The 21,206-nt window shown below is 56.2% G+C and carries 20 protein-coding genes; 17 read left to right on the forward strand and 3 right to left on the reverse strand.

Annotated elements, in window-relative coordinates; all coding sequences use genetic code 11:
• Positions 1-40 precede the first annotated feature (40 nt).
• The 8 genes from rseP (at position 41) to rnhB (ending at position 9,118) form a co-directional block, all read left to right on the forward strand.
• Positions 41-1,399 carry an RIP metalloprotease RseP gene (gene rseP / locus PVT68_RS17735; RefSeq protein ID WP_280320413.1) on the forward strand — a complete coding sequence of 453 codons (1,359 nt, stop codon included), beginning with the start codon at positions 41-43 and terminating at the stop codon, positions 1,397-1,399.
• Between the two features lie 77 nt (positions 1,400-1,476).
• Positions 1,477-4,047, forward strand: a complete 2,571-nt coding sequence (gene bamA, locus PVT68_RS17740) for an outer membrane protein assembly factor BamA (RefSeq protein ID WP_280320414.1) — start codon at positions 1,477-1,479, stop codon at positions 4,045-4,047.
• Positions 4,048-4,160: 113 nt separating this feature from the next.
• Positions 4,161-4,676, forward strand: a complete 516-nt coding sequence (locus tag PVT68_RS17745; RefSeq protein WP_280320415.1) for an OmpH family outer membrane protein — start codon at positions 4,161-4,163, stop codon at positions 4,674-4,676.
• Positions 4,677-4,699: 23 nt separating this feature from the next.
• Positions 4,700-5,779: a UDP-3-O-(3-hydroxymyristoyl)glucosamine N-acyltransferase gene (gene lpxD, locus PVT68_RS17750; RefSeq protein WP_280320416.1), complete on the forward strand. Its 1,080-nt coding sequence runs from the start codon at positions 4,700-4,702 to the stop codon at positions 5,777-5,779.
• A gap of 87 nt (positions 5,780-5,866) precedes the next feature.
• The gene (gene fabZ / locus PVT68_RS17755; protein WP_280320417.1) at positions 5,867-6,304 is read left to right on the forward strand and encodes a 3-hydroxyacyl-ACP dehydratase FabZ; all 438 of its coding nucleotides are present in this window, start codon (positions 5,867-5,869) and stop codon (positions 6,302-6,304) included.
• Between the two features lie 176 nt (positions 6,305-6,480).
• Positions 6,481-7,260 carry an acyl-ACP--UDP-N-acetylglucosamine O-acyltransferase gene (gene lpxA / locus PVT68_RS17760; protein ID WP_280320418.1) on the forward strand — a complete coding sequence of 260 codons (780 nt, stop codon included), beginning with the start codon at positions 6,481-6,483 and terminating at the stop codon, positions 7,258-7,260.
• A gap of 9 nt (positions 7,261-7,269) precedes the next feature.
• Positions 7,270-8,454 carry a lipid-A-disaccharide synthase gene (gene lpxB / locus PVT68_RS17765; RefSeq protein ID WP_456085774.1) on the forward strand — a complete coding sequence of 395 codons (1,185 nt, stop codon included), beginning with the start codon at positions 7,270-7,272 and terminating at the stop codon, positions 8,452-8,454.
• 49 nt (positions 8,455-8,503) lie between these two features.
• Positions 8,504-9,118, forward strand: coding sequence for a ribonuclease HII (gene rnhB / locus PVT68_RS17770; RefSeq protein ID WP_280320419.1), 615 nt, complete (start codon positions 8,504-8,506; stop codon positions 9,116-9,118).
• Positions 9,119-9,193: 75 nt separating this feature from the next.
• Here the strand turns inward: rnhB and PVT68_RS17775 are convergent, their stop codons facing one another.
• Together PVT68_RS17775 and PVT68_RS17780 are read right to left on the reverse strand one after the other, a co-directional pair.
• On the reverse strand, positions 9,194-10,465 hold the full coding sequence (locus PVT68_RS17775; protein WP_280320420.1) for an HlyC/CorC family transporter: 1,272 nt from the start codon (positions 10,463-10,465) through the stop codon (positions 9,194-9,196).
• Positions 10,466-10,534: 69 nt separating this feature from the next.
• Positions 10,535-11,338 (reverse strand): cytochrome C assembly family protein, encoded by an 804-nt coding sequence (locus PVT68_RS17780; protein WP_280320421.1) that lies wholly within the window; start codon positions 11,336-11,338, stop codon positions 10,535-10,537.
• A 161-nt stretch (positions 11,339-11,499) separates the two neighbouring features.
• On the opposite strand from PVT68_RS17780, the gene ffh reads away from it, so the two are divergent.
• From ffh to rplS, 5 genes are all read left to right on the forward strand, one after another.
• Entirely contained in the window at positions 11,500-12,915 is a 1,416-nt protein-coding gene (ffh, locus tag PVT68_RS17785) for a signal recognition particle protein (protein ID WP_280320422.1), read from the forward strand.
• A gap of 226 nt (positions 12,916-13,141) precedes the next feature.
• Entirely contained in the window at positions 13,142-13,381 is a 240-nt protein-coding gene (rpsP, locus tag PVT68_RS17790; RefSeq protein WP_280322557.1) for a 30S ribosomal protein S16, read from the forward strand.
• A 36-nt stretch (positions 13,382-13,417) separates the two neighbouring features.
• Positions 13,418-13,972, forward strand: coding sequence for a ribosome maturation factor RimM (rimM, locus tag PVT68_RS17795; protein ID WP_280320423.1), 555 nt, complete (start codon positions 13,418-13,420; stop codon positions 13,970-13,972).
• Positions 13,972-14,739: a tRNA (guanosine(37)-N1)-methyltransferase TrmD gene (trmD, locus tag PVT68_RS17800; protein WP_280320424.1), complete on the forward strand. Its 768-nt coding sequence runs from the start codon at positions 13,972-13,974 to the stop codon at positions 14,737-14,739. The genes rimM and trmD overlap by 1 nt, the downstream gene beginning before the upstream one ends.
• A gap of 78 nt (positions 14,740-14,817) precedes the next feature.
• On the forward strand, positions 14,818-15,168 hold the full coding sequence (gene rplS / locus PVT68_RS17805; RefSeq protein ID WP_280320425.1) for a 50S ribosomal protein L19: 351 nt from the start codon (positions 14,818-14,820) through the stop codon (positions 15,166-15,168).
• Here the strand turns inward: rplS and PVT68_RS17810 are convergent.
• Complete coding sequence (locus PVT68_RS17810; protein WP_280320426.1) at positions 15,149-15,481, reverse strand: hypothetical protein; 333 nt, start codon at positions 15,479-15,481, stop codon at positions 15,149-15,151. The genes rplS and PVT68_RS17810 overlap by 20 nt on opposite strands.
• On the opposite strand from PVT68_RS17810, the gene PVT68_RS17815 reads away from it, so the two are divergent.
• The 4 genes from PVT68_RS17815 to recJ all read left to right on the forward strand — a co-directional run bounded on the left by PVT68_RS17815 (position 15,468) and on the right by recJ (position 21,153).
• On the forward strand, positions 15,468-16,217 hold the full coding sequence (locus PVT68_RS17815) for a DsbC family protein (protein WP_280320427.1): 750 nt from the start codon (positions 15,468-15,470) through the stop codon (positions 16,215-16,217). The genes PVT68_RS17810 and PVT68_RS17815 overlap by 14 nt on opposite strands.
• 361 nt (positions 16,218-16,578) lie before the next feature.
• Positions 16,579-17,823: a homoserine dehydrogenase gene (locus PVT68_RS17820; protein ID WP_407666162.1), complete on the forward strand. Its 1,245-nt coding sequence runs from the start codon at positions 16,579-16,581 to the stop codon at positions 17,821-17,823.
• Positions 17,824-17,940: 117 nt separating this feature from the next.
• Positions 17,941-19,332 carry a threonine synthase gene (gene thrC, locus PVT68_RS17825; protein WP_280320429.1) on the forward strand — a complete coding sequence of 464 codons (1,392 nt, stop codon included), beginning with the start codon at positions 17,941-17,943 and terminating at the stop codon, positions 19,330-19,332.
• Between the two features lie 81 nt (positions 19,333-19,413).
• A complete protein-coding gene (recJ, locus tag PVT68_RS17830; protein WP_280320430.1) occupies positions 19,414-21,153 on the forward strand; it encodes a single-stranded-DNA-specific exonuclease RecJ in 1,740 nt (579 codons plus the stop codon).
• Positions 21,154-21,206 lie beyond the last annotated feature (53 nt).

Raw genomic sequence — 21,206 nt, forward strand, 5'->3', positions numbered from 1 at the left:
GGCTCACCGCTTATCAATGAGATCAAAGTAAACTGACTTCATGCTAGATATCTTACAAACCGCAGTTTGGGCACTGGTGGCCCTCGGTGTACTTGTGAGCTTCCACGAGTTCGGCCACTTTATTGTGGCGCGCTGGTGTGGGGTAAAAGTATTGCGTTTTTCCGTGGGCTTTGGCCGCCGCCTGGTATCCCGCTACGACCGCCACGGTACCGAATTCACTGTTGCCGCTATTCCCCTGGGCGGCTATGTAAAGATGCTGGATGAGCGGGAAGGCAATGTCGCGCCGGAAGAGCTGGACCGAGCCTTCAACCGTAAAAGTGTCTGGGCTCGTATGGCGATTGCGGCGGCGGGACCAGTAGCCAATTTTCTGCTGGCGATTGTGCTCTTCTGGGGTGTATTTCTCGGTGGAACTTCCGGCCCGGTGCCGGTGGTGGATGAAGTGGAAGCCGGCAGCCTCGCGGCCTACGCGGGGCTGGAGAAAGGCCAGGAAATCCTTGCTATCGACGATCAGCCCACTCCCACCTGGCAGGCGCTGAACTGGCAGCTTGCCAAACGCCTTGGGGAGAGTGGCGATATCAAATTTTCCGTACGCTACCCGGACTCGACCCTTGAATACCATATGTATGCGGATATCGACAGCTGGCTGTCCGGTAGGGAAGTAGCGGATCCTCTGAAGGAAATCGGCGTCAAATTGTGGGTGCCACAGGTCAGTATGACGCTGTCCCAGGTGGTGTCGGGAAGCCCCGCGGAGCGCGGTGGCTTGCAAGTGGGCGACGAAATTGTTGCCAGTGACGGACGGGACTTTACCACCTGGGATAGCTGGACAAGCTATATCAAAGCACGCCCGGAGCAGGCGGTAGCTGTTACCGTGGTCCGCGATGGTGCGGAGCGGAGCTTCACGCTTACCCCGGACGAGGTCGTTCTCGATAACGGTGAACGCATTGGCCGTATCGGTGTGTTGCCGACGGCAGCATCATGGCCTGAAGACAAGGTGCGTCGGTACCACTACGGTCTTCTTGGGGCCCTGAGTAAGGGGCTTGATGAGACCTGGAACAAAACGGCCTTTACTCTGGATAGTCTGAAGAAGCTGCTATTCGGACAGTTGTCCACCCGTAACTTGAGTGGCCCCATCACCATTGCTAAAGTGGCCGGCACCTCGGCGGACGCCGGCTGGCAATCCTTCCTCTCGTTGCTGGCTCTATTGAGTATCAGTCTCGGTGTGTTGAACCTGCTGCCCATCCCGGTGCTCGATGGTGGGCATCTCCTTTACTACGGTATTGAGGCCATAAAAGGTTCTCCGGTATCGGAGAAGGTGCAGATGATTGGTATGCAGGTGGGGATGGCGATGGTGCTGGGGATCATGGCCCTGGCGCTGTACAACGATATTTTGCGCCTGTAGCCAAAATTTCGGGTGCGTTGAAATTGAACGGGCGGGTAGCCCGGCTGGAATTGCGAATAAAAACTCGGATTTAGTAGATGAAAAATTTCCTGAAAGCGGCCTCGCTTGGTCTGGCTTTGCCAATCGCCGCTTACGCCCAGTCGTTTGTGGTCAATGATATCCGCGTTGAAGGTCTTCAGCGGGTTTCAGCGGGCACCGTGTTTGCCGCTTTGCCGGTGCGGGTGGGGGATCAGATCGAGAGTCTGGAAATCCAGAGTGCCACCCGCGCACTGTTCCGAACCGGTTACTTCCAGGACATCCAGATTGGTCGTGAAAGCGGCGTGCTGGTCATTACGGTGCGCGAACGCCCGGCGATCTCGAAGATCGAGATTACCGGTAACAAAGCGATCAAAAGCGAAGATCTGCTGAAGGGCATGAGTGACAATGGTCTCGCTGAAGGTCAGATTTTCAAGCGCGCGACCCTGGAAGGACTGGCGCAGGAACTACAGCGTCAATATGTTGCGCAGGGGCGCTACGGCGCCAGCGTAAAGACCGAAGTGAAGGAGTTGCCGCGCAACCAGGTGGAACTGAAGGTTGTGGTGGATGAAGGCTCCGTCGCTGCCATCAAGCACATCAATGTTGTCGGTAACCGCGCCTTCTCTGACAGCGAGCTCGCAGAAATCTTCGAACTGCAGACCACCGGCTGGTTGTCGTGGTTGAACAGTGACGATAAATACTCCCGGGAAAAACTGACCGGGGATCTGGAGCGCCTGGAATCCTACTATCTTGATCGAGGTTATCTCGAGTTCAAGATTGACTCTACCCAAGTATCTCTGAGCCCTGATAAGCAAAGTGTTTTTATCACCGTGAATATCACCGAAGGTGATGTCTACACGGTTTCCGACGTGGAACTCGCCGGCGATCCAGTGGTGTCGGAAGAAGAAATCCGTCGCCTGTTGCTGGTGCGTAAAGGGCAGACATTCTCTCAGGTGCTGATGACCACCACCTCGGATTACATTACCAAGCGTCTGGGGAACGAGGGTTATACCTTTGCTGAAGTCAATGGTATGCCGGAGGCCAATGAAGAGGATAAAACCGTAAAGGTTACTTTCTTTATCGATCCGGGTAAGCGCGCCTATGTGCGCCGCATTGATTTCCGGGGCAACACGCGTACTTCTGATGACGTGTTGCGCCGCGAGATGCGTCAGATGGAGTCCGCATCGGCATCTTCAGCACGTATTGAGCAGTCCAAGGTACGTCTGGAGCGCCTTGGCTTTTTCAAAGAAGTGCAGGTCGAAACCACCGAAGTACCAGGTACTTCGGATCAGATTGATGTGGAATACACTGTAGAGGAGCAGCCCTCCGGTACCATTGGCGGCACTGTTGGATATGCTCAGGGCAGCGGTCTGGTACTGGGCGCTAATGTTCAGGAAAACAACTGGCTAGGTACCGGTAAGTCCGTCGGTTTTGCGGTGAATACCTCTACCTACCAGACGGTGATCAATTTTTCCTATACCGATCCGTACTTTACTCCGGATGGTGTCAGTCGTGGTTTCAACGTGTTTTACCAGGAACGCGATTATTCCGAGATCAACCTGTCTAGCTATAACACCACTACCTATGGTGCAGGCCTGAGCTTCGGTTATCCGATTTCAGAAATCTCCCGGGTTGGGCTGAATATCGGTTTTAACCATATGGAACTGAGTACCCACAGCAGCTCAGTGCAGGAAATCAAGGATAGTCCGCTGCCCCTTGATTATGTCACCGGTGAAATTAACCGGGATGATTTGGAGGCTATCCGGGCTGAACTGGGAGAAGCCAAAACCGACGGCGTAGCCCTTGATCTGAGCATGCCTATCGGGCCGGATTTTTTGAATAATGATCCCGATGGTTTTGTCGATTTGTACGGGGATGAATTTGACACCTGGTCCGTGACTTCTTCCTATGCCCGGTCGACATTGAACCGCGGTATTCTTGCGACCCGTGGTGCCTCGCAGCGCGCATCTATTGAGGTGGCTCTGCCCGGTGGTGACCTCGAGTACTACAAACTCATATATACCGCCCAGTATTTTCGTCCGCTGACCAGGGATCTCACTTTGCGTCTTCGCACCCGCCTCGGGTATGCGGAGGGGTATGGCGATATCGATGAGCTGCCATTTTTTGAAAATTTTTACGGTGGTGGTTTTGGCTCTGTGCGAGGGTTTGAGCGAAACACCCTTGGGCCGCGTTCGACTCCAGCAGTAAGTTATATCCCTGAACCATGTGCGGTGAATGCGGAGGGTGACACGTCTAAGTATTGCTACGTCCTGGATGACAGCACCGGTGAGTTTGTAACAACGGATCCCTCGCGTAGGCCGCAACCTTTTGGTGGCAATATTCTCGTTGAGGGTAGTGCGGAAGTGATTTTCCCGATTCCATTTGTAAAAGATCAGCGCTCCATGCAGTCCGCATTTTTTATTGATGCCGGTAATGTTTTCAGCAGCAACTGTGGCGAATCTCAGCTCAACTGTTACGATATCGACGTCGATTACATCAACGTGTCCGCGGGTATCGGCCTGACCTGGATTACCGGGTTTGGCCCGCTAACGTTCAGTCTTTCCAAGGCCCTGCGTGAAAATGAGGATGACGATGTGGAAGTGTTCCAGTTCTCTCTGGGTAACAGCTTCTGATCATTGATTGCCCTTTGCTGTCCGATCGTGGCGGTATGAGGGTAGTTAGTGGACTTCATAATAACGGGCGCTCGGATGGGCGCCGGCAATTTACAGAGATACGGAGAACTAACGTGTTCAAATTTGTAAAAGTAAGTGCGATTTTGCTGGCAGGTCTGCTGTTTTCTGGTGCTGCCGCGGCGCAAACCAAAGTGGCTGTCGTCAATATTCAGGCAGCCATCATGAGCACAGAAAAAGCGTCCTCCAAAATCAACGCCCTGAAAACCAGTTCCGAATACTCCCAGTTGCAGAACAGCGCTGAAGGCATTCGTTCGGAAGTGCAGAAAATGGCGGAAGACGCACAGAAAAATGGTGTGACCTGGTCTGATGAACAAAAAGCCGAGCATCAGCGCAAAATGAACTTCAAGCGCTCGGACTTTGAAACGGCAGTAAAAAAACTGCGCGCTATAGAAGGACAGGCCGTTCAGGATATCCAGAAAGATCTGTTGCCCAAGGCCAAGACCGTGCTGGAAGAAATCATTAAAGAGCGCAAACTGGACCTGGTGCTGGATGCCAATGCCGCGGTTTATGCCGGCGCTGAAGCAAGTCTTACCGAAGATCTGGTCAAGCGTCTTAACGCCGCAAAATAACCTCGCTGCAAGAGACTGTCAGTATGAGCGAACAGCTGACACTGGCTCAGTTGGCTGAGAAACTGGGCGCTGAGTTGCGCCTGGTGAATGGGGCCAGTGGCAATCAAATCCCCACTGGCCTCAATACTTTACAGGATGCCGGTGAAAATCAGGTCAGTTTTCTCGCCAGTGCAAATTACCGCCGCTTTTTGGCGGAGACCCGGGCGTGTGCAGTATTAGTGACAGCCGACCAGGCTGAAGCCTGTCCTGTGTCGGCACTGGTGGTCGCCAATCCTTACCTGGCCTTTGCCCAGGCGACGGCCATTTACGATGACGCTCCGCGATATGCGCCGGGTATCGACGCCACCGCGTCGGTTCATCCAACGGCGGAGGTTCACGAGAGTGCCGCTATTGGTCCCGGAACCGTCATCGAGAAGGATGTGAAGGTTGCGGCGGGCGTTGTTATTGGTCCCGGCTGTGTTGTAGGTGCCGGAAGTGAAATTGGTGCGCGCTCCAGGTTGTTTCCTGGTGTGGTTGTCTATCACGGCTGCTACATCGGCACCGACTGTATAGTGCACGCCAACACCGTTATTGGTGCGGATGGTTTCGGTTTTGCTCCCAGTGAAGGGCGGTGGAATAAAATTCATCAGCTCGGTGGTGTGGAAATCTCTGATCAAGTGGAGATAGGGGCCTGCAGCTGCATTGATCGCGGGGCTCTCGGTAACACGGTGATCGGCCGGGGTGTCAAGATCGACAATATGGTGCAGATCGCGCACAATGTGCAGATCGGTGACTATACAGCCATGGCTGCGTGCTCCGCGGTTGCGGGTAGTACGGTAATTGGCAAACAGTGCACCATTGCCGGTGGCGTAGGTATCGTAGGCCATCTGACCATTGCCGACCGCACCCATGTTACTGCCCGCACGCTGGTTACCAAGTCCATTGAAAACGCCGGCTCCTATTCCAGCGGCACGCCGTTTTCGGAAAGTCGCGCTTGGCGTCGCAATGCGGTGCGCTACGGGCAGCTGGATCAGATGGCCCGTCGCTTGAGAGAGCTGGAGACTACGCTTGCAATGCTGTCGACAGAGACTTCAACGGAGTCACAGGCATCCGGTTCCGAGTAGCGGACCCGGTTCAAGTTAAACAATCAGATTTTATTAGTTAATTCGGGGCGTTCGGCGCCCCGAAGTGGTTTCTGGGGACAAATCGCCATGATGGACGTACAGGAAATTCGTCAATACCTGCCGCACCGCTATCCTTTCCTTCTGGTAGACCGGGTTGTCGAACTGGAGAAGGGTAAGTCGATCACAGGCTACAAAAACATCTCGATCAACGAGGAAGTATTCAACGGTCATTTTCCTGAGATGCCGATTTTTCCCGGTGTCATGATCGTAGAAGCGCTGGCGCAGGTTTCCGGTATCCTGGGCTTCAAGACCCTTGATCAAAAGCCTGCAGACGGATATCTCTACTTGTTTGCCGGTATCGACAACGTGCGTTTCAAGCGTCAGGTGGTCCCGGGTGATCGCCTGCAGCTGGAGTCCCAGGTGATTTCAGAGCGCCGCGGTATCTGGAAATTTGCCGGGAAAGCCAGCGTCGATGGCGAGTTGGCGGCATCCGCAGATATTCTTTGTGCGGTTAAAAAAATCTGAGGATCAACGTCGGTTGACTCCAGATGCGGCGCATGGGAAGGCGGCATCCGGTGAAGGCGAAACCTTTGCAGATTGTTGTGAACGTATTACGGATGTTGCTGGCGCAACGGGATCGGTTCGCCACCAGATTCTTTGGGGCTGGTGTGGACCGGCACCAGTGAGGAGATAGTTACAAAATGCAAACCAGAATTCACCCGACCGCAATTGTTGATGATTCGGCAAAGATTGGTGATGGGGTGCAAATCGGTCCTTACAGTATTGTGGGGCCTGACGTTGAGATCGGCGATGGCTGCGAAATCGCTTCCCATGTGGTACTGAGTGGCCCGACCAAGCTGGGTAAAAACAATCGGATTTACCAGTTTGCTTCGGTGGGTCAGGATACCCCGGATAAAAAGTACCGGGGCGAGCCCACCACCCTGGTGATCGGTGATAACAATGTTATCCGTGAAGGTGTCACGATTCATCGCGGTACCGTTCAGGATCGCGGCGAAACTACTATCGGAAACGACAACCTGCTGATGGCCTATGCGCATATCGGCCACGATAGCGTAATTGGGAATCACACGATTCTGGTCAACAATGTTGCGCTTGCCGGCCATGTATACGTGCGCGACTGGGCGATCCTCAGTGGCTACACCCTGGTGCATCAGCACTGTACCATCGGCGAACACGCGTTCACCGGTATGGGGGCCGGGGTTGGTAAGGACGTGCCGGCTTATGTGATGGTGGCGGGAAATCCGGCTGAGGCCAAGACGATCAATGCCGAGGGGTTGCGCCGCAGAGGCTTTACCCGGGAAGAAATCGCCCTGATCAACAAAGCCTACAAAACGGTTTATCGCCGCGGTTTGACGGCCGACGAAGCGCTGGAATCCCTGGCGCAGCTGCGTCAGGAGTCTGCGGTTATCCAGCCCTGGATCGATTCCCTGAACGATTCCACGCGCGGTATCGTCCGCTGAGGTAGTCCCTTGCTTGATCAGAATGGAAATAAGGGTAACGCTGAAGCTCGAACCCTGCGCGTCGGCATGCTTGCTGGCGAAGCTTCGGGCGATATCCTCGGTGCAGGTCTGATTGCGGCCCTGCAAAAACGCTTCGCCAGAGTAGAAGTAACCGGGATCGCCGGTCCCCGTATGCAGGCACTCGGTGCCGACTCCCGGTTTCCCATGGAGCGGCTATCGGTGATGGGGCTGGTAGAGCCACTGAAGCGTTTGCCGGAGTTACTGAAAATCCGCCGTACCCTGCGGCAGCATTTTATCGCCAATCCGCCGGATATTTTTATCGGCATCGACTCCCCTGATTTCAACCTCGGCCTTGAAGAGGCATTGCGTGCGGCGGGAATTCCGACGGTGCACTACGTGAGTCCGTCGGTATGGGCATGGCGTCAGGGGCGGATCAAGAAAATAGCGCGGGCAGTGGATCACATTCTCACATTGTTGCCATTTGAAGCGGATTTTTACCGCGAACACCAGGTGCCGGTGACGTTTGTTGGTCATCCTCTTGCAGACGAAATACCGCTGGATGTGGATGTGGATGCGGCCAAGCGCGACCTCGGTTTTGCTCCTGAAGATAAGGTAGTTGCATTGCTGCCAGGCAGTCGCGGCGGTGAAGTACGCCTGCTGGGGCCACTGTTTCTGCAGGCTGCGCTCTGGTGCCATCAGCGGCGCCGAGATTTAAAATTCGTGCTTCCTGCCGCGAGTCCTGAGCGCAGGGCGCAAATCGAGCAGCAGTTGGCGCAATTGACGGGGCTGGAAGATCTTCCTTTGACCGTATTGGATGGCCAGTCCCAGAAGGCACTCGCTGCGGCGGATGCCGTATTGATCGCGTCGGGTACCGCGACACTGGAAACCATGTTGATGAATAAGCCCATGGTGGTGGCCTATAAAATGGCCGGTCTTTCCTATGCGATTTTCTCCCGTATGCTGCACACCCCCTGGGTGTCGCTGCCGAATCTGCTGGCGCAGCGCGAGCTGGTGCCGGAAATCCTTCAGGATGATGCAACTCCGGAAGCGCTGGGTGCGGCAATTCTGAATTATTTTGATGATCCGTTGCTGGGAGACCGGCTGCGTCGGGAATTCAGCGAACTGCACCAGCAATTGCGTCGGGATGCGTCGGAAAAAGCGGCTGAAGCCGTTTGCACGTTACTCGACAAATAAGCCACGCTCTTACCCTTCTTTGAATAGTCGCTTTCCTGGTTATCTTCCCATGAAATCCAAAACTGCATTGCCTGCGTACGTCTGCCCCTACACTGGAACCCTGCTGGCTGGGGTTGATGAGGTCGGCCGCGGGCCGCTGGCGGGGGATGTGGTGGCCGCAGCGGTCATCCTTGACCCGGAAAACCCGATCGAAGGCCTGGCAGATTCAAAAAAGCTCAGCGAGAAAAAGCGCGAGGCGCTATTTGACGAGATTCGCGAAAAGACGCTTGCTTATGCCATTGCGCGTGCGACGGTGGAGGAAATCGATCAGCTCAATATTCTCCATGCCAGTTTGCTGGCAATGAAGCGGGCGGTAGAGGGGTTATCGGTGCAGCCGGAATTCGTACTGGTGGATGGAAATCGCAAGCCGATGTGGCATTACGATTGCGATACGGTGGTAAAGGGCGATGACCGTGTCGCGGCAATCGCGGCGGCATCCATTCTCGCCAAGGTTACCAGGGACCGGGAAATGGTGGATCTGGATCGGGTTTACCCGGGTTATGGCCTGGCGGGTCACAAAGGATATCCCACCAAGGTACACATGGAGGCGCTGGAGCGCCTCGGTGCAAGTCCGGTCCATCGCAAGAGCTTTGCGCCGGTGCGTCGCCAGCTGGAACTAATTTGACCCTGAAAATTAAGAGGCGAGGGCAGCCGTTACGAGTGGCTCGCCCGGTTTAGGGGGCTGGTGTACCCGATCGAATCAGCCTCGCGCTTTGCGGATGCGTGCGCTGGTGATCATCTTGTCTGACACTGCGACAATTTCGATCAGATACTCGCCGATATAAAGGCTGATGTTGCCTTCCGGGATACTTTCCAGATGCTCCATGATCAACCCGTTAAAGGTCTTGGGGCCATCGGTGGGTAATTCCCAGTGCAGGGTGCGGTTGATGTCGCGGATGGATGTGCCTCCATCCACGAGATACCAATCATCCTCCTGGGCCACGATTTCCTCGTCATCACTGGGTATCGGGCTCGCGGTAAAGTCGCCCACAATCTCTTCCAGCAGGTCTTCCAGGGTCACTATACCCATCACCTCGCCGTACTCGTCCACCACCAGGCCCATACGCCGCTTTTTCTGCTGGAAGTTCATCAGCAGGGTCGGTAGCGGTGTGGCCTCGGGCACAAAATAGGGTTCGTCGAGGTGTGTTTTCAGGGTGTCTGAGGTCAGCTTCTCCGTCCCGTCGCGCAGGATTTGTGCGGCGCGGCGCAGGTGCAGTATACCCACCACGTTGTTGATATCGCCGCGGTAGACGGGCAGGCGGGTATAGCTACTCTCTGCCAGCTGGTGAAGGATGGCATCTGCGGAGTTGTCCAAATCGACCCCGATGACCTCGTTGCGCGGGATCATGATGTCTTCCACGGTGGCCTGGTCCAGATCGAGCACGTTCAATAGCATGCCCTTGTGCTTGGTCGGAAGCAGGGCGCCGGATTCGAATACGACGGTGCGCAGTTCTTCCGGGGCGAGGTGTTCTGCCTCGGACTCTTTCCCGGCTTCAACCCCGACAAGGCGGGCGAGCCCGTTGGAAATACTGCCGACCAGCCAAACAAAAGGAGCTAGCAGCCACATTAGTGGTTGTAATACCACGCTGGCGGGGAAGGCGACTTTTTCCGGGTGCAGCGCAGCAATGGTTTTTGGCGTGACTTCGGCAAAAATCAGGATTGCCAGGGTGAGGGCAATGGTCGCATAGCCGAGCCCCGCTTCGCCGTATAACCGGGTGAAGAGGATTGTAGCAATGGCAGTGGCGAGAATATTGACGAGGTTGTTGCCAATCAGAATCGCTCCGATCAGTTTGTCCGGGCGCGACAGTAGGTCCATGGCACGTTTGGCCCCGCGGTGGCCGCTTTTCGCCTGATGGCGCAGGCGGTAGCGGTTGAGCGCCATCATGCTGGTTTCAGAGCTGGAGAAAAATGCGGAAATAACTATCAGCAGGCCTATCAGTGCAAACAGAAGGCCGGGCGGTATGTCGTTCAAGGGGGAGCTCTTTTTATTGGGACAGGGCGATATTGGAACAGAACGGCTGAGGTCGCAAGTCAAGCGGCCTCAGCCTCGGGGCAAAATGACTTCCAATGCCAGTTTGCTGCCGAAAAAAGCCAGCATAAGAATGGCAAAGGCGCACAGGGTCCAGCGCACAGCGGTATTGCCGCGCCAGCCTTTTCGCCAGTGGCCCCACAGGAGAATGCTGTACAGAATCCACGCCAGAATGGATAGCGCGGTTTTGTGTACCAGATGCTGGGCAAACAGATTTTCTACAAACAGGGCTCCGGTGATCAGGGACGCGGTCAGCAGCAGTTGTCCGAAAGCCACCAAGCCAAACAGCAGGCTCTCCATGGTCTGTAGTGGCGGTAGCAGGCGACTGATACCAGACGGCCGGTGATTGTGCAGCTGCTGGTTCAACCAGTAGAGGTAAATGGCCTGTAGCGTGGCCAATGTCAGCAGCGAGTACGCAGAGATGGATAGCAGGGCGTGGGCGGCGATACTAGGGGATATCTGTGTGCGTGGCGAAACTCCTCCCCAGGCGTGTACGGCGGCGAGTTCTGCCAGTGCCGCCAGTGGCGCTATGGCCAGGATCAGCAGGGTAAGCCGGTGCCGCAGGGATAGAATCAAAAGCAGTAAGGCTACGGACCAGGTAACCAGGGACAGCATGGCCAACAGGTCAAAGCGAAAGCCAACGTCAGCAAACAAGATGAATTTCAGGGACAGGGCATGGGCGACGATGGCGCCGGCGAACAGTGCCAGCATTAGTGGCTGTCGGGTCGCCTGCTGGTGACGCGACAGCGACAGGGCTGCGACCGCAGTAGTGGCCAGATAAAGTGCAATTGCCGTCCAGTGGGCTACAGCCGCCATTGGGGTTGATCCGTTGTGCTTTGTGATTATGTTTAGGGCGGGCAGTGTGTCACAGCGCGCCTGTGCTGGAAAGCCCGCCTGGGCTATACTGCCGCGTTTTCGGGGATCCGGTGGGAGCCGGGCCTTCACTGCTAGCCGAATTTACGATTTGAGAAAGTGATATGTTCGATAATCTGAGCGACCGTCTGTCGTCAGCACTGAAAAAAGTCACGGGTAAGGCGCGCCTGACGGATGACAATATCCGCGATACCTTGCGCGAGGTGCGCAAGGCTCTGCTGGAGGCGGATGTGGCGCTACCAGTGGTCAAGGCATTTGTTCACCAGGTGCGTATGGCCGCCGTTGGGCAGAACGTCAGCAAGGCGCTGAACCCTGGGCAGCAGTTCGTCAAGATCGTGCAGGGCGAGCTGGTCAAGGTGATGGGAGAGGCGGCGACGCCGCTGAACCTGGCAGTGCAACCCCCGGCAGTGATTCTGATGGCGGGCCTGCAGGGCGCCGGTAAGACCACCAGTGTGGCCAAGCTCTCCAAATATCTGCAGGATCGCGAAAAGAAAAAGGTAATGGTAGTCAGTGCTGACGTATACCGGCCTGCGGCGATCAAGCAGCTGGAGACGCTGGCAGGTGAGGTGGGCGCGATGTTCCATCCGTCCGCACCGGACCAGAAACCAGTGGACATAGCTCGTGGTGCGATGGAGGCGGCGCGGAAGCAGTTTGCTGACGTCCTGATCGTGGATACCGCCGGTCGCCTGCACATCGACGAGCAGTTGATGGACGAGATTCGCGAATTGCACGGCGTGTTGAGCCCTGCGGAAACTCTGTTCGTGATTGACGCCATGATCGGTCAGGATGCGGTGAATACCGCCAGCGCCTTCAATGACGCTCTGCCGCTGACCGGTGTGATACTGACCAAGGCCGACGGTGACGCCCGCGGCGGTGCGGCGCTGTCGGTGCGTCATGTGACCGGCAAGCCGATCAAGTTTATCGGGGTCGGTGAGAAAACCGATGCGCTGGAAACCTTCCATCCGGATCGTATTGCCTCCCGAATCCTGGGGATGGGGGATATCCTGTCCCTGATTGAGCAGGCTGAACAGACAATCGACCGCAGTAAAGCGGAAAAACTGGTCAAAAAGGTACAAAAAGGTAAAGGATTTGACCTGGAAGATCTGCGAGATCAGCTGCAACAGATGCAGAACATGGGTGGCCTGGGTGCTCTCATGGACAAGATGCCGGGAATGGGTGGGCTGGCTCAGGCTGCACAGCAGGCGGATATGGGCAAAGAGTTTCGGCGCATGGATGCCATGATCAGCTCCATGACCCCGGAGGAGCGCCGCAACCCGGATATTCTCAGTGGTTCTCGCAAGCGTCGTATTACCGCCGGCTCCGGCACCCAGATTCAGGATCTCAACCGCCTGCTCAAACAGCACAAGCAGATGGGCAAGATGATGAAGAAGCTCAAGGGTGGTGGTATGAGCAAGATGATGCGCGGTCTCGGCGGCTTGCCGGGCATGGGTGGTGCCGGCGGCCTCGGTGGTATGGGCGGAATGCCGGGTGGTCTGCCCCCCGGGTTCCGCAAGAAGTAATGATCGCCAGAGCGTGTTTTGGCGGTGCCGGTTGGCGTGCGTATTCGCCGCTATACAAATTGCAATCGGTACATTAGAATACGCCGCCTTTCAGCTGGCCCTTGGCCGCTGTTCATTGATTTGAAAGCAGATTTTTGCTTCGGCAAAGTCGCAAATACCGCCGAGAGGCGGGATGTTCTGGTCACCCAGAGGTGACCGGTTAGTGTTGAAACTACAGGATAGCTACATGGTAACCATTCGTTTGGCTCGTGGCGGTGCGAAGAAACGCCCGTTTTATCACCTGACTGTGACCGACAGCCGCAAATCTCGCGACGGTCGTTTCATTGAGCGTGTTGGCTTCTTCAACCCGGTTGCCCGCGGTCAGGAAGAGCGTCTGCGCGTTGATCGTGATCGCGTTGAGTTCTGGGTAGGTCAGGGCGCACAGCTGTCTGACCGCGTCAGCAAGCTGCTGAAAGAAACCGCCTGATTCCGTTTCTGACCGCTACGAATCCGGAGTACGTCCGTGGCTGAACATTCGGTTGTTAACGAAGATCTGGTCACTGTCGGGCGCCTCACTGCGGTGTACGGGGTCCGAGGCTGGGTGAAGGTGCACTCTTTTACTGAGCCGATGGAAAATATTCTGCAATTTTCCCGCTGGTGGTTGCAGGATCCCGGGGCAAAAGGTCAGGGCAAATGGCAACCTCTTGAAATTGACGCGGGCAAACGCCACGGCAAAGGCCTGGTTGTTCATATCAAGGGTGTGGATGACCGCGATGTCGCGGCCCAGTATTGTCAGCGGGATATCGCTGTTGCCGGCAGTGAAATGCCACAACTGGACGACGGCGAATACTACTGGCACCAGCTGCAGGGCCTGCAGGTGGTGAGTCAGTTTGAAGGTCGCGAATGCCGCTTCGGTGAAGTGGTGCGACTGATGGAGACCGGAGCCAACGATGTGATGGTGGTTCGCGGCGGCGACGACGGGCGCGAGCGCCTGATTCCGTATCTGCCCGGGGAATTCATCACGGACGTGGATCTGGATGCCGGTGTGATAACCGTAATCTGGGATCCGGAGTTCTGATGGCGGCCAAGCGCGTGGCGCTGGTGAGCATCTTCCCCGAGATGTTCGCAGCCCTGACCGACTACGGTATTAGTGGGCGGGCAGTGAAGGATAGTCTCCTTGAGGTGCGCTGTTGGAATCCCCGGGATTTCACTGCTGACCGTCATCGCACGGTGGATGATCGCCCCTATGGCGGTGGTCCCGGTATGGTGATGCTGGCGGAACCTCTGTCGCAGGCGCTGATGGAAGCGCGCAACTGGGCGGAGGAAGCCGGGCCGACCAGATCCATTTATCTGTCACCCCAAGGGCGGCAGTTGGATCAGCAGGGTGTCGAGCAGCTCTCACAGAGTGGCAACCTGGTGCTTTTGGCCGGTCGTTACGAAGGCGTGGACGAGCGCATCGTCGAGTCATTGATTGATGAAGAGTGGTCAATCGGTGATTACGTGCTCAGTGGCGGCGAGTTGGCGGCGATGGTAATGGTGGATGCCATTACCCGATTGATACCGGGTGCCCTGGGGCATGACCAGTCTGCGGTGGAGGATTCCTTCGCTCAAGGCTTGTTGGACTGCCCGCATTACACTCGCCCTGAAGACTATCAGGGGCAAAAGGTGCCGGAAGTATTGCTTTCCGGAAACCATGAGAGAATACGCCGCTGGCGTCTCAAGCAGGCCTTGGGGCGCACGCAGCAGCGCCGGCCGGATCTTCTTGAGAAGCTGGCGCTGACCCCGGAACAGAGCAAACTGCTGCAGGAGTTTCTGCAGGAGCTGTCGCCGGGAGAAAATGAGTAATATCGAATTCGCCGGGAGGCGTGAGTAATTCGGTGGTCTAGCCGTGAGGCTACATAAATCCCTTTTGGAGAACTCCAAATGACCAACAAAATTATCCAGCAGCTGGAACAAGAACAGCTGAAAGCTGAACTGCCTGCATTTGCCCCGGGCGACACCGTTGTCGTACAGGTAAAGGTAAAAGAAGGTAACCGCGAGCGTCTGCAGGCGTTTGAAGGTGTTGTGATCGGCAAGCGTAACCGCGGCCTGAACTCATCCTTCACTGTGCGCAAGATCTCTCACGGTGTTGGCGTTGAGCGTACTTTCCAGACGCACAGCCCGCTGGTTGACAGTGTTGCCGTGAAGCGTCGTGGTGACGTTCGTCAGGCCAAGCTGTACTACCTGCGCAACCTGACTGGTAAAGCAGCGCGTATTAAAGAAAAGCTCGGCTGAGTTTTCTGCGCGACACGAAAAACCGGAGCATGTCTCCGGTTTTTTTTGTGCCGCGAAAATGCGACTTGCCGACCCATTCCTGGCTGCTTCCATCGTTTGTGGCTGGCTGGGCGGTGGCAATCCGGGTGTGGGTGTAGTAAAACCTGCCGCAAGCCGTCCGGTTCATTGGTATTGCTGCCATACTGGCTATAGTCTGTGCAATTGGCGCTGTAGCGTTCCCATCTTTATGGAAATTTCGCCCTTGGAACCGGCAACGACCACCGTGGTCGAAGAGCAAATAATCTGGAGCAAATAGAATCATGACCTTTTTCAAACAGCCTCTTGTCGCTATTGCCTCGTTGTTGCTGGCCGCGGCCGGGCAGGTCGCGGTTGCGGAAGTAGATGCAGCGGTCGCTAGTCAGATCAAGGCGAAACTTGCCGCCAGCAGCCCAAATGCCCAATTTGGCGAGGTGCGGGAAAGTGCGGTGAATGGCTTGTATGAGGTCGACGTAAACGGCGGCAATGTGCTGTTTGTCTCCAAGGATGGCGGCCACTTTATTGCCGGTGATCTGTTCCAGGTGACGCCTGAGCGAGTAGTGAACATCTCTGAACAGCGCCGTGGGCTCAGTCGCGCTGCAGTGCTGAAGGGGGTGGATCTCAAGGATATGATTGTCTATTCCCCAAAGGGTGAGACCAAGGCCCGTATATACGTATTTACCGATGTGGATTGCGGCTACTGTCAGAAGCTGCACAACGATGTGCCGGAACTGAATCGCCGCGGCATCGAAGTGCGCTACCTCGCCTTTCCACGTGCTGGGGTGAACTCTGTAGGTTATCGAAAAATTGCTACGGCGTGGTGTGCAGATGACCCGAATAAAACGCTTACGGATCTGAAAAACCGCAAGAACGTCCCGCTCAATGTGTGCAAGGACAATCCGGTAGCGGCCCAGTACAAGCTGGGCAATGAGGCGATTGACGTGCGTGGTACCCCGACGATCGTGATGGAAGACGGCACCGTTGTGCCGGGCTATGTACCACCGGAAACCCTGGCGAAAGCACTGGGTATCTGACGGATACTAATTGATCCTGAGGGAGTTTTATGAGGCCGGCGTTTGCCGGCCTTTGTCGTTGTGCGGTTTGTGCGTCGGATAGCATTCTCAGACCGGTGCACAATGCTCACAGGGTGGGTCGCCCTGCGCAATTTTATTGACAATTTCCCTTGTCTCTCAGTATGGTTGTCGACCTTTTTTTGATTTAAACGCCAGTTATTGCGCTGTATTCCATTAGGGTCATGCGCGGAGGGAAGTTGTGAGCGCATTTGCCGACGAAACCACGAGAGTCTCGGAAAAACCCACTGCGGCAGGTTCAGTACCTGCGGTGCGAATTGGTATCTGTGGTCTTGGGACCGTAGGTGGCGGTACGGTCAATGTGATGGCACGCAATTCGGATGAAATTGCTGCCCGCTGTGGACGGCCGGTGGAGATCGTACAGATCGGTGCGCGCCGGGATAACCCCGTCTGCGATACCAGTCAGCTGACAGTAACCCGCGAAATTTTTGATGTGGCCAACAATCCCGATGTGGATGTACTGGTGGAGCTGATTGGCGGTACTACTGTCGCACGCGAACTGGTATTGACAGCTATTGCCAATGGCAAACATGTGATTACCGCCAACAAGGCGCTGATCGCGGAATACGGTAATGAGCTGTTTGCGGCGGCGGCAGAGAAGGGTGTCACCATCGCCTATGAAGCGGCGGTTGCTGGTGGTATTCCTATTATCAAATCCCTGCGCGAAGGCCTTGTAGGTAATCGCATCGAATGGCTGGCGGGTATCATCAATGGTACTGGCAATTACATTCTTACCGAGATGCGTGAAAAAGGGCGCAGTTTTGACGAAGCCCTGGCACAGGCGCAGGCACTTGGTTACGCCGAAGCGGATCCCACTTTCGATGTAGAGGGGATTGATGCTGCCCACAAACTGGTAATCATGGCTTCCCTGGCTTTTGGTATGCCGCTGGCATTCGACAAGGTGTATACCGAAGGTATCAGTGGTGTGTCCAAAGAAGATATTCGCTACGCCGATGAGCTGGGTTACCGCATCAAACATCTGGGGATCGCTCGCCGTACCAGCGAGGGTGTCGAGTTGCGGGTGCACCCGACACTGATTCCCCAGCGCCGCCTTATCGCCAATGTAAATGGTGTGATGAATGCGGTGCTGGTGCACGGCGATGCGGTAGGACCGACACTGTATTACGGTGCGGGTGCTGGTGCCGAGGCAACTGCGTCAGCGGTGATTGCCGATATCGTCGATGTCGCACGTACCCTGAATGTGCGCCCGGATCAACGCGTGCCACTGGCAGGCGTGACCCAGGACAGTCAGGGAACCCTGGACGAAGTGCTGCCCATGGGGGACACCGAGACCAGTTACTACATGCGTATATCCGCATTCGACAAGCCCGGAGTCATGTCCAAGGTTGCCACTATTTGCAGTGAGCAGGGCATCAGTATTGAGGCGCTGATCCAGCACGAGCCGGCCGAAGATGAAGAGCTGGTGCCGGTCGTATTGTTGACCAGTCGCGCGCGCGAGTCTCAGCTGCAGGAGGCAGTTAATCGCATTGAGGCGCTGGATACTATTCAGGGGCCGGTTGTACGCATTCGGGTCGAGTCCCTGGGCTAATACGTAATACTGCCGATTGCGCAGAACGGTGATTGCCGGCGGGTGCAGGTGTTGTGCTCGCTGTTTCCTCTCAAGAATTTGTCAGAATCAATACCAGAAACCAATACCAGAACTACTGTGAAATTTATCAGCACTCGCGGCCGCGCGCCGTCTCTTAGCTTTGCAGATACCGTCCTCACTGGCCTCGCCAGTGATGGCGGCCTGTATGTACCGGAAAACTTGCCTCGTTTCAGTCGTGAGGAAATTGCCGAAATGGCCGGCCTGAGTTATCAGGAGCTCGCGTTCCGGATTATGTGGCCATTTGTTGCCGAAGATCTAAGTGAAGCGGAGATGCGCGGAATTATCGAGCGCGCCTATGCGACATTCCGGCACGACGCCATTGCGCCACTGGTACAGACCGCGCACAACGAATGGGTAATGGAGCTGTTTCAGGGGCCGACACTGGCATTCAAGGATTTCGCGCTGCAGTTCCTCGGCCAATTACTCGACCTGTTGCTGAAAAAGCGCGGAGAAAAGGTGGTCGTGCTCGGGGCTACATCCGGGGATACCGGCTCTGCGGCCATTGAGGGCTGCCGCCACTGCGACAATATCGATATCTTCATTCTGCATCCACACAATCGCGTGTCGGAAGTGCAGCGCAAACAGATGACCACGGTGTTGTCGGATAACGTCTTCAATATCGCGCTGGAAGGCAACTTCGACGATTGTCAGAACATGGTGAAAGCCAGTTTTACAGACCAGTCGTTTCTCCCCGATGGCCGTCGCCTGGTAGCAGTTAACTCGATCAACTGGGCGCGGATCATGGCTCAGATCGTGTACTACTTCCACGCGGCCCTGAGTCTGGGTGCACCTTATCGCGCGGTGAATTTCTCCGTGCCAACGGGTAATTTCGGGGATATCTTCGCCGGTTATCTGGCTCGTGGTATGGGGCTGCCAATTAATCAGCTGGTGATTGCCACCAATGCCAACGATATCCTGCACCGCTGCATCAGCGCCAACGACCATACACCCAAGCCACTGGTGCACAGCCTGTCGCCCAGTATGGATATTATGGTGTCGAGTAACTTCGAGCGGTTGCTGTTCGATCTTTACGATCGCAATGGCTTGGCGATTGCCGAGTTACTGGCAGATCGCAGTGCGCCGCTGAAACTTGACGAGAGCGCACTGGATAAAGCGCGTACCCTTTTCTCCTCCGAGCGAGTGGCGGATGAGCGTACTGTGGAAGTCATTCGCGAAGTGTTCGAAGCTACCGGCTACCTGCTGGATCCGCATACGGCTATCGGCGTGGAGGCGGCCCGAAGGGCGCGCCGCTCCAGTGCTGAGCCGATGGTGTGTCTCGCTACCGCGCACCCCGCCAAGTTCAGCGAGGCGGTGGACAAGGCGCTGCCCGGTACTCAGGTCCCGTTGCCTCAGCACATGCAGGATCTTATGCAGCGGGAGGAGCGCTTGCAGGTGCTGGATAACGAACTGTCTGCGGTACACGATTTTATTGCCCGTTCTTTGGCTTGAGTCGCACCCGAGGGGCTGGGTTAGAATGGCGCTGCTGAAACACTGCAGCACAGTCAGTAACTTTTAAGCCGACCGGACGCGATGAACGCTATTATTCGACGACGGCCAGTGGATTTTTCCACTGGCCGTTTTACTTCTTCGACCCCGAAAATTCTCCAGCGCGTGCTGTTGGGACGTGGCGTCGCCAGTGATGACGAGCTGGACCACCAGCTTGCCCGCCTGTGCAGCCCTGAGTCCATGCGCGGTGTGGATGCGGCGGTAAACCTGCTGGTGAATGCGGTGCGCAATCAGCACAAGATCCTGATTGTCGGTGACTTCGACGCGGATGGTGCTACCAGTAGCACCCTGGCTGTCCTCGCGCTCGGTGCCCTCGGGGCTGGGCCGGTGGATTACCTGGTGCCGAACCGCTTTGAGTTTGGCTATGGTCTGACCCCGGAGATTGTCGCGGTGGCGCAGGAGTACCACCCGGACCTCCTGATTACCGTGGATAACGGGATCAGCAGTATCGAAGGTGTAGCGGCTGCCAAGGCTGCGGGGCTGAACGTCATCGTCACCGATCACCATCTGCCTGGCAGCGAGTTGCCGCTGGCGGATGCCATCGTCAATCCCAATCAGCCAGGCTGTGAATTTCCGAGTAAGAATCTCGCCGGCGTCGGTGTGATTTTTTATCTTTTGAGCCGCCTCAAGAGCGTGCTGCAAGCTGGGGGCTGGTTCGAGGAGACCGGCATCGCGGTGCCGAATATGGCGGAGTACCTGGATCTGGTGGCCTTGGGAACCGTGGCGGACCTGGTGCCACTGGATCACAATAACCGGGTGCTGGTGCACCAGGGCATTGCCCGTATCCGCGCCGGCCGTTGCCGGCCGGGGATTCAGGCATTGATGGATGTGGCGGGGAGGGACCGCAGCCGACTTTCCACTACAGATATTGGTTTTATCCTCGGTCCCCGCATCAATGCCGCTGGTCGTCTCGATGATATCGGCACCGGTATCCGCTGTCTGATGACCCGTGATCCACAGGAGGCCCGGGAGCTGGCGGCAGAACTGGATGGGCTCAATCGGGACCGCAAGGCCATTGAAGCGGGCATGCAGCGGGAGGCAATGGCCGCTCTGGATCAGCTACAGCTGGCGGAGGAGGGATTGCCCTGGAGTTTGTGCCTGTACGATGCCGCCTGGCACCAGGGCGTGGTGGGTATTCTCGCCAGTCGCATCAAGGAAAAATTTCACCGTCCGGTGATTGCCTTTGCCGATGGCGACAATGGTTTGATCAAGGGTTCTGCACGCTCGATCGCCGGGCTGCATATACGCGACGCACTGAGTGATGTGGCGGCGGCCAACCCGGAGCTGATCAGCAAATTCGGCGGTCATGCCATGGCTGCCGGGTTGAGCCTGCGGGCGGAAAACCTGTCCGCGTTTACTGAGGCGTTTGAGAAGGCGGTGCGGGACCGGCTCAAGGAATCCCAGCTGCAGGCAATCATCGAAACCGATGGCGAGCTGGAGAGTGGTGAATTTTCCATGGAAACCGCAGCCCTGCTGCGCGCCTGTGCGCCCTGGGGGCAGGCGTTCCCGGAGCCGGAATTCGATGGTGAATTTCTGCTGTTGCAACATAGAATCGTCGGCGAACGTCACTTGAAAATGACTGTGGCACCGCTATCTGCGCCGCAGCAGGCGATCGATGCTATTGCGTTCAATATCGACCCGGATCTCTGGTCGGCACCGGTTGTACCGGTGGAGCGTGTAAAACTGGCGTTCAAACTTGATATCAACGAGTTTCGCGGGCGTCAGTCACTGCAGTTGATGGTCAGTCTTATTCAGCCCCTTTGATTTGTCGCCTGAACGTCCAGATTCTGGCGATTGAGGGGTAGTGCTTCCGAATT

It is taken from the genome of Microbulbifer bruguierae (assembly GCF_029869925.1).
GTDB classification, from domain to species: domain Bacteria; phylum Pseudomonadota; class Gammaproteobacteria; order Pseudomonadales; family Cellvibrionaceae; genus Microbulbifer; species Microbulbifer bruguierae.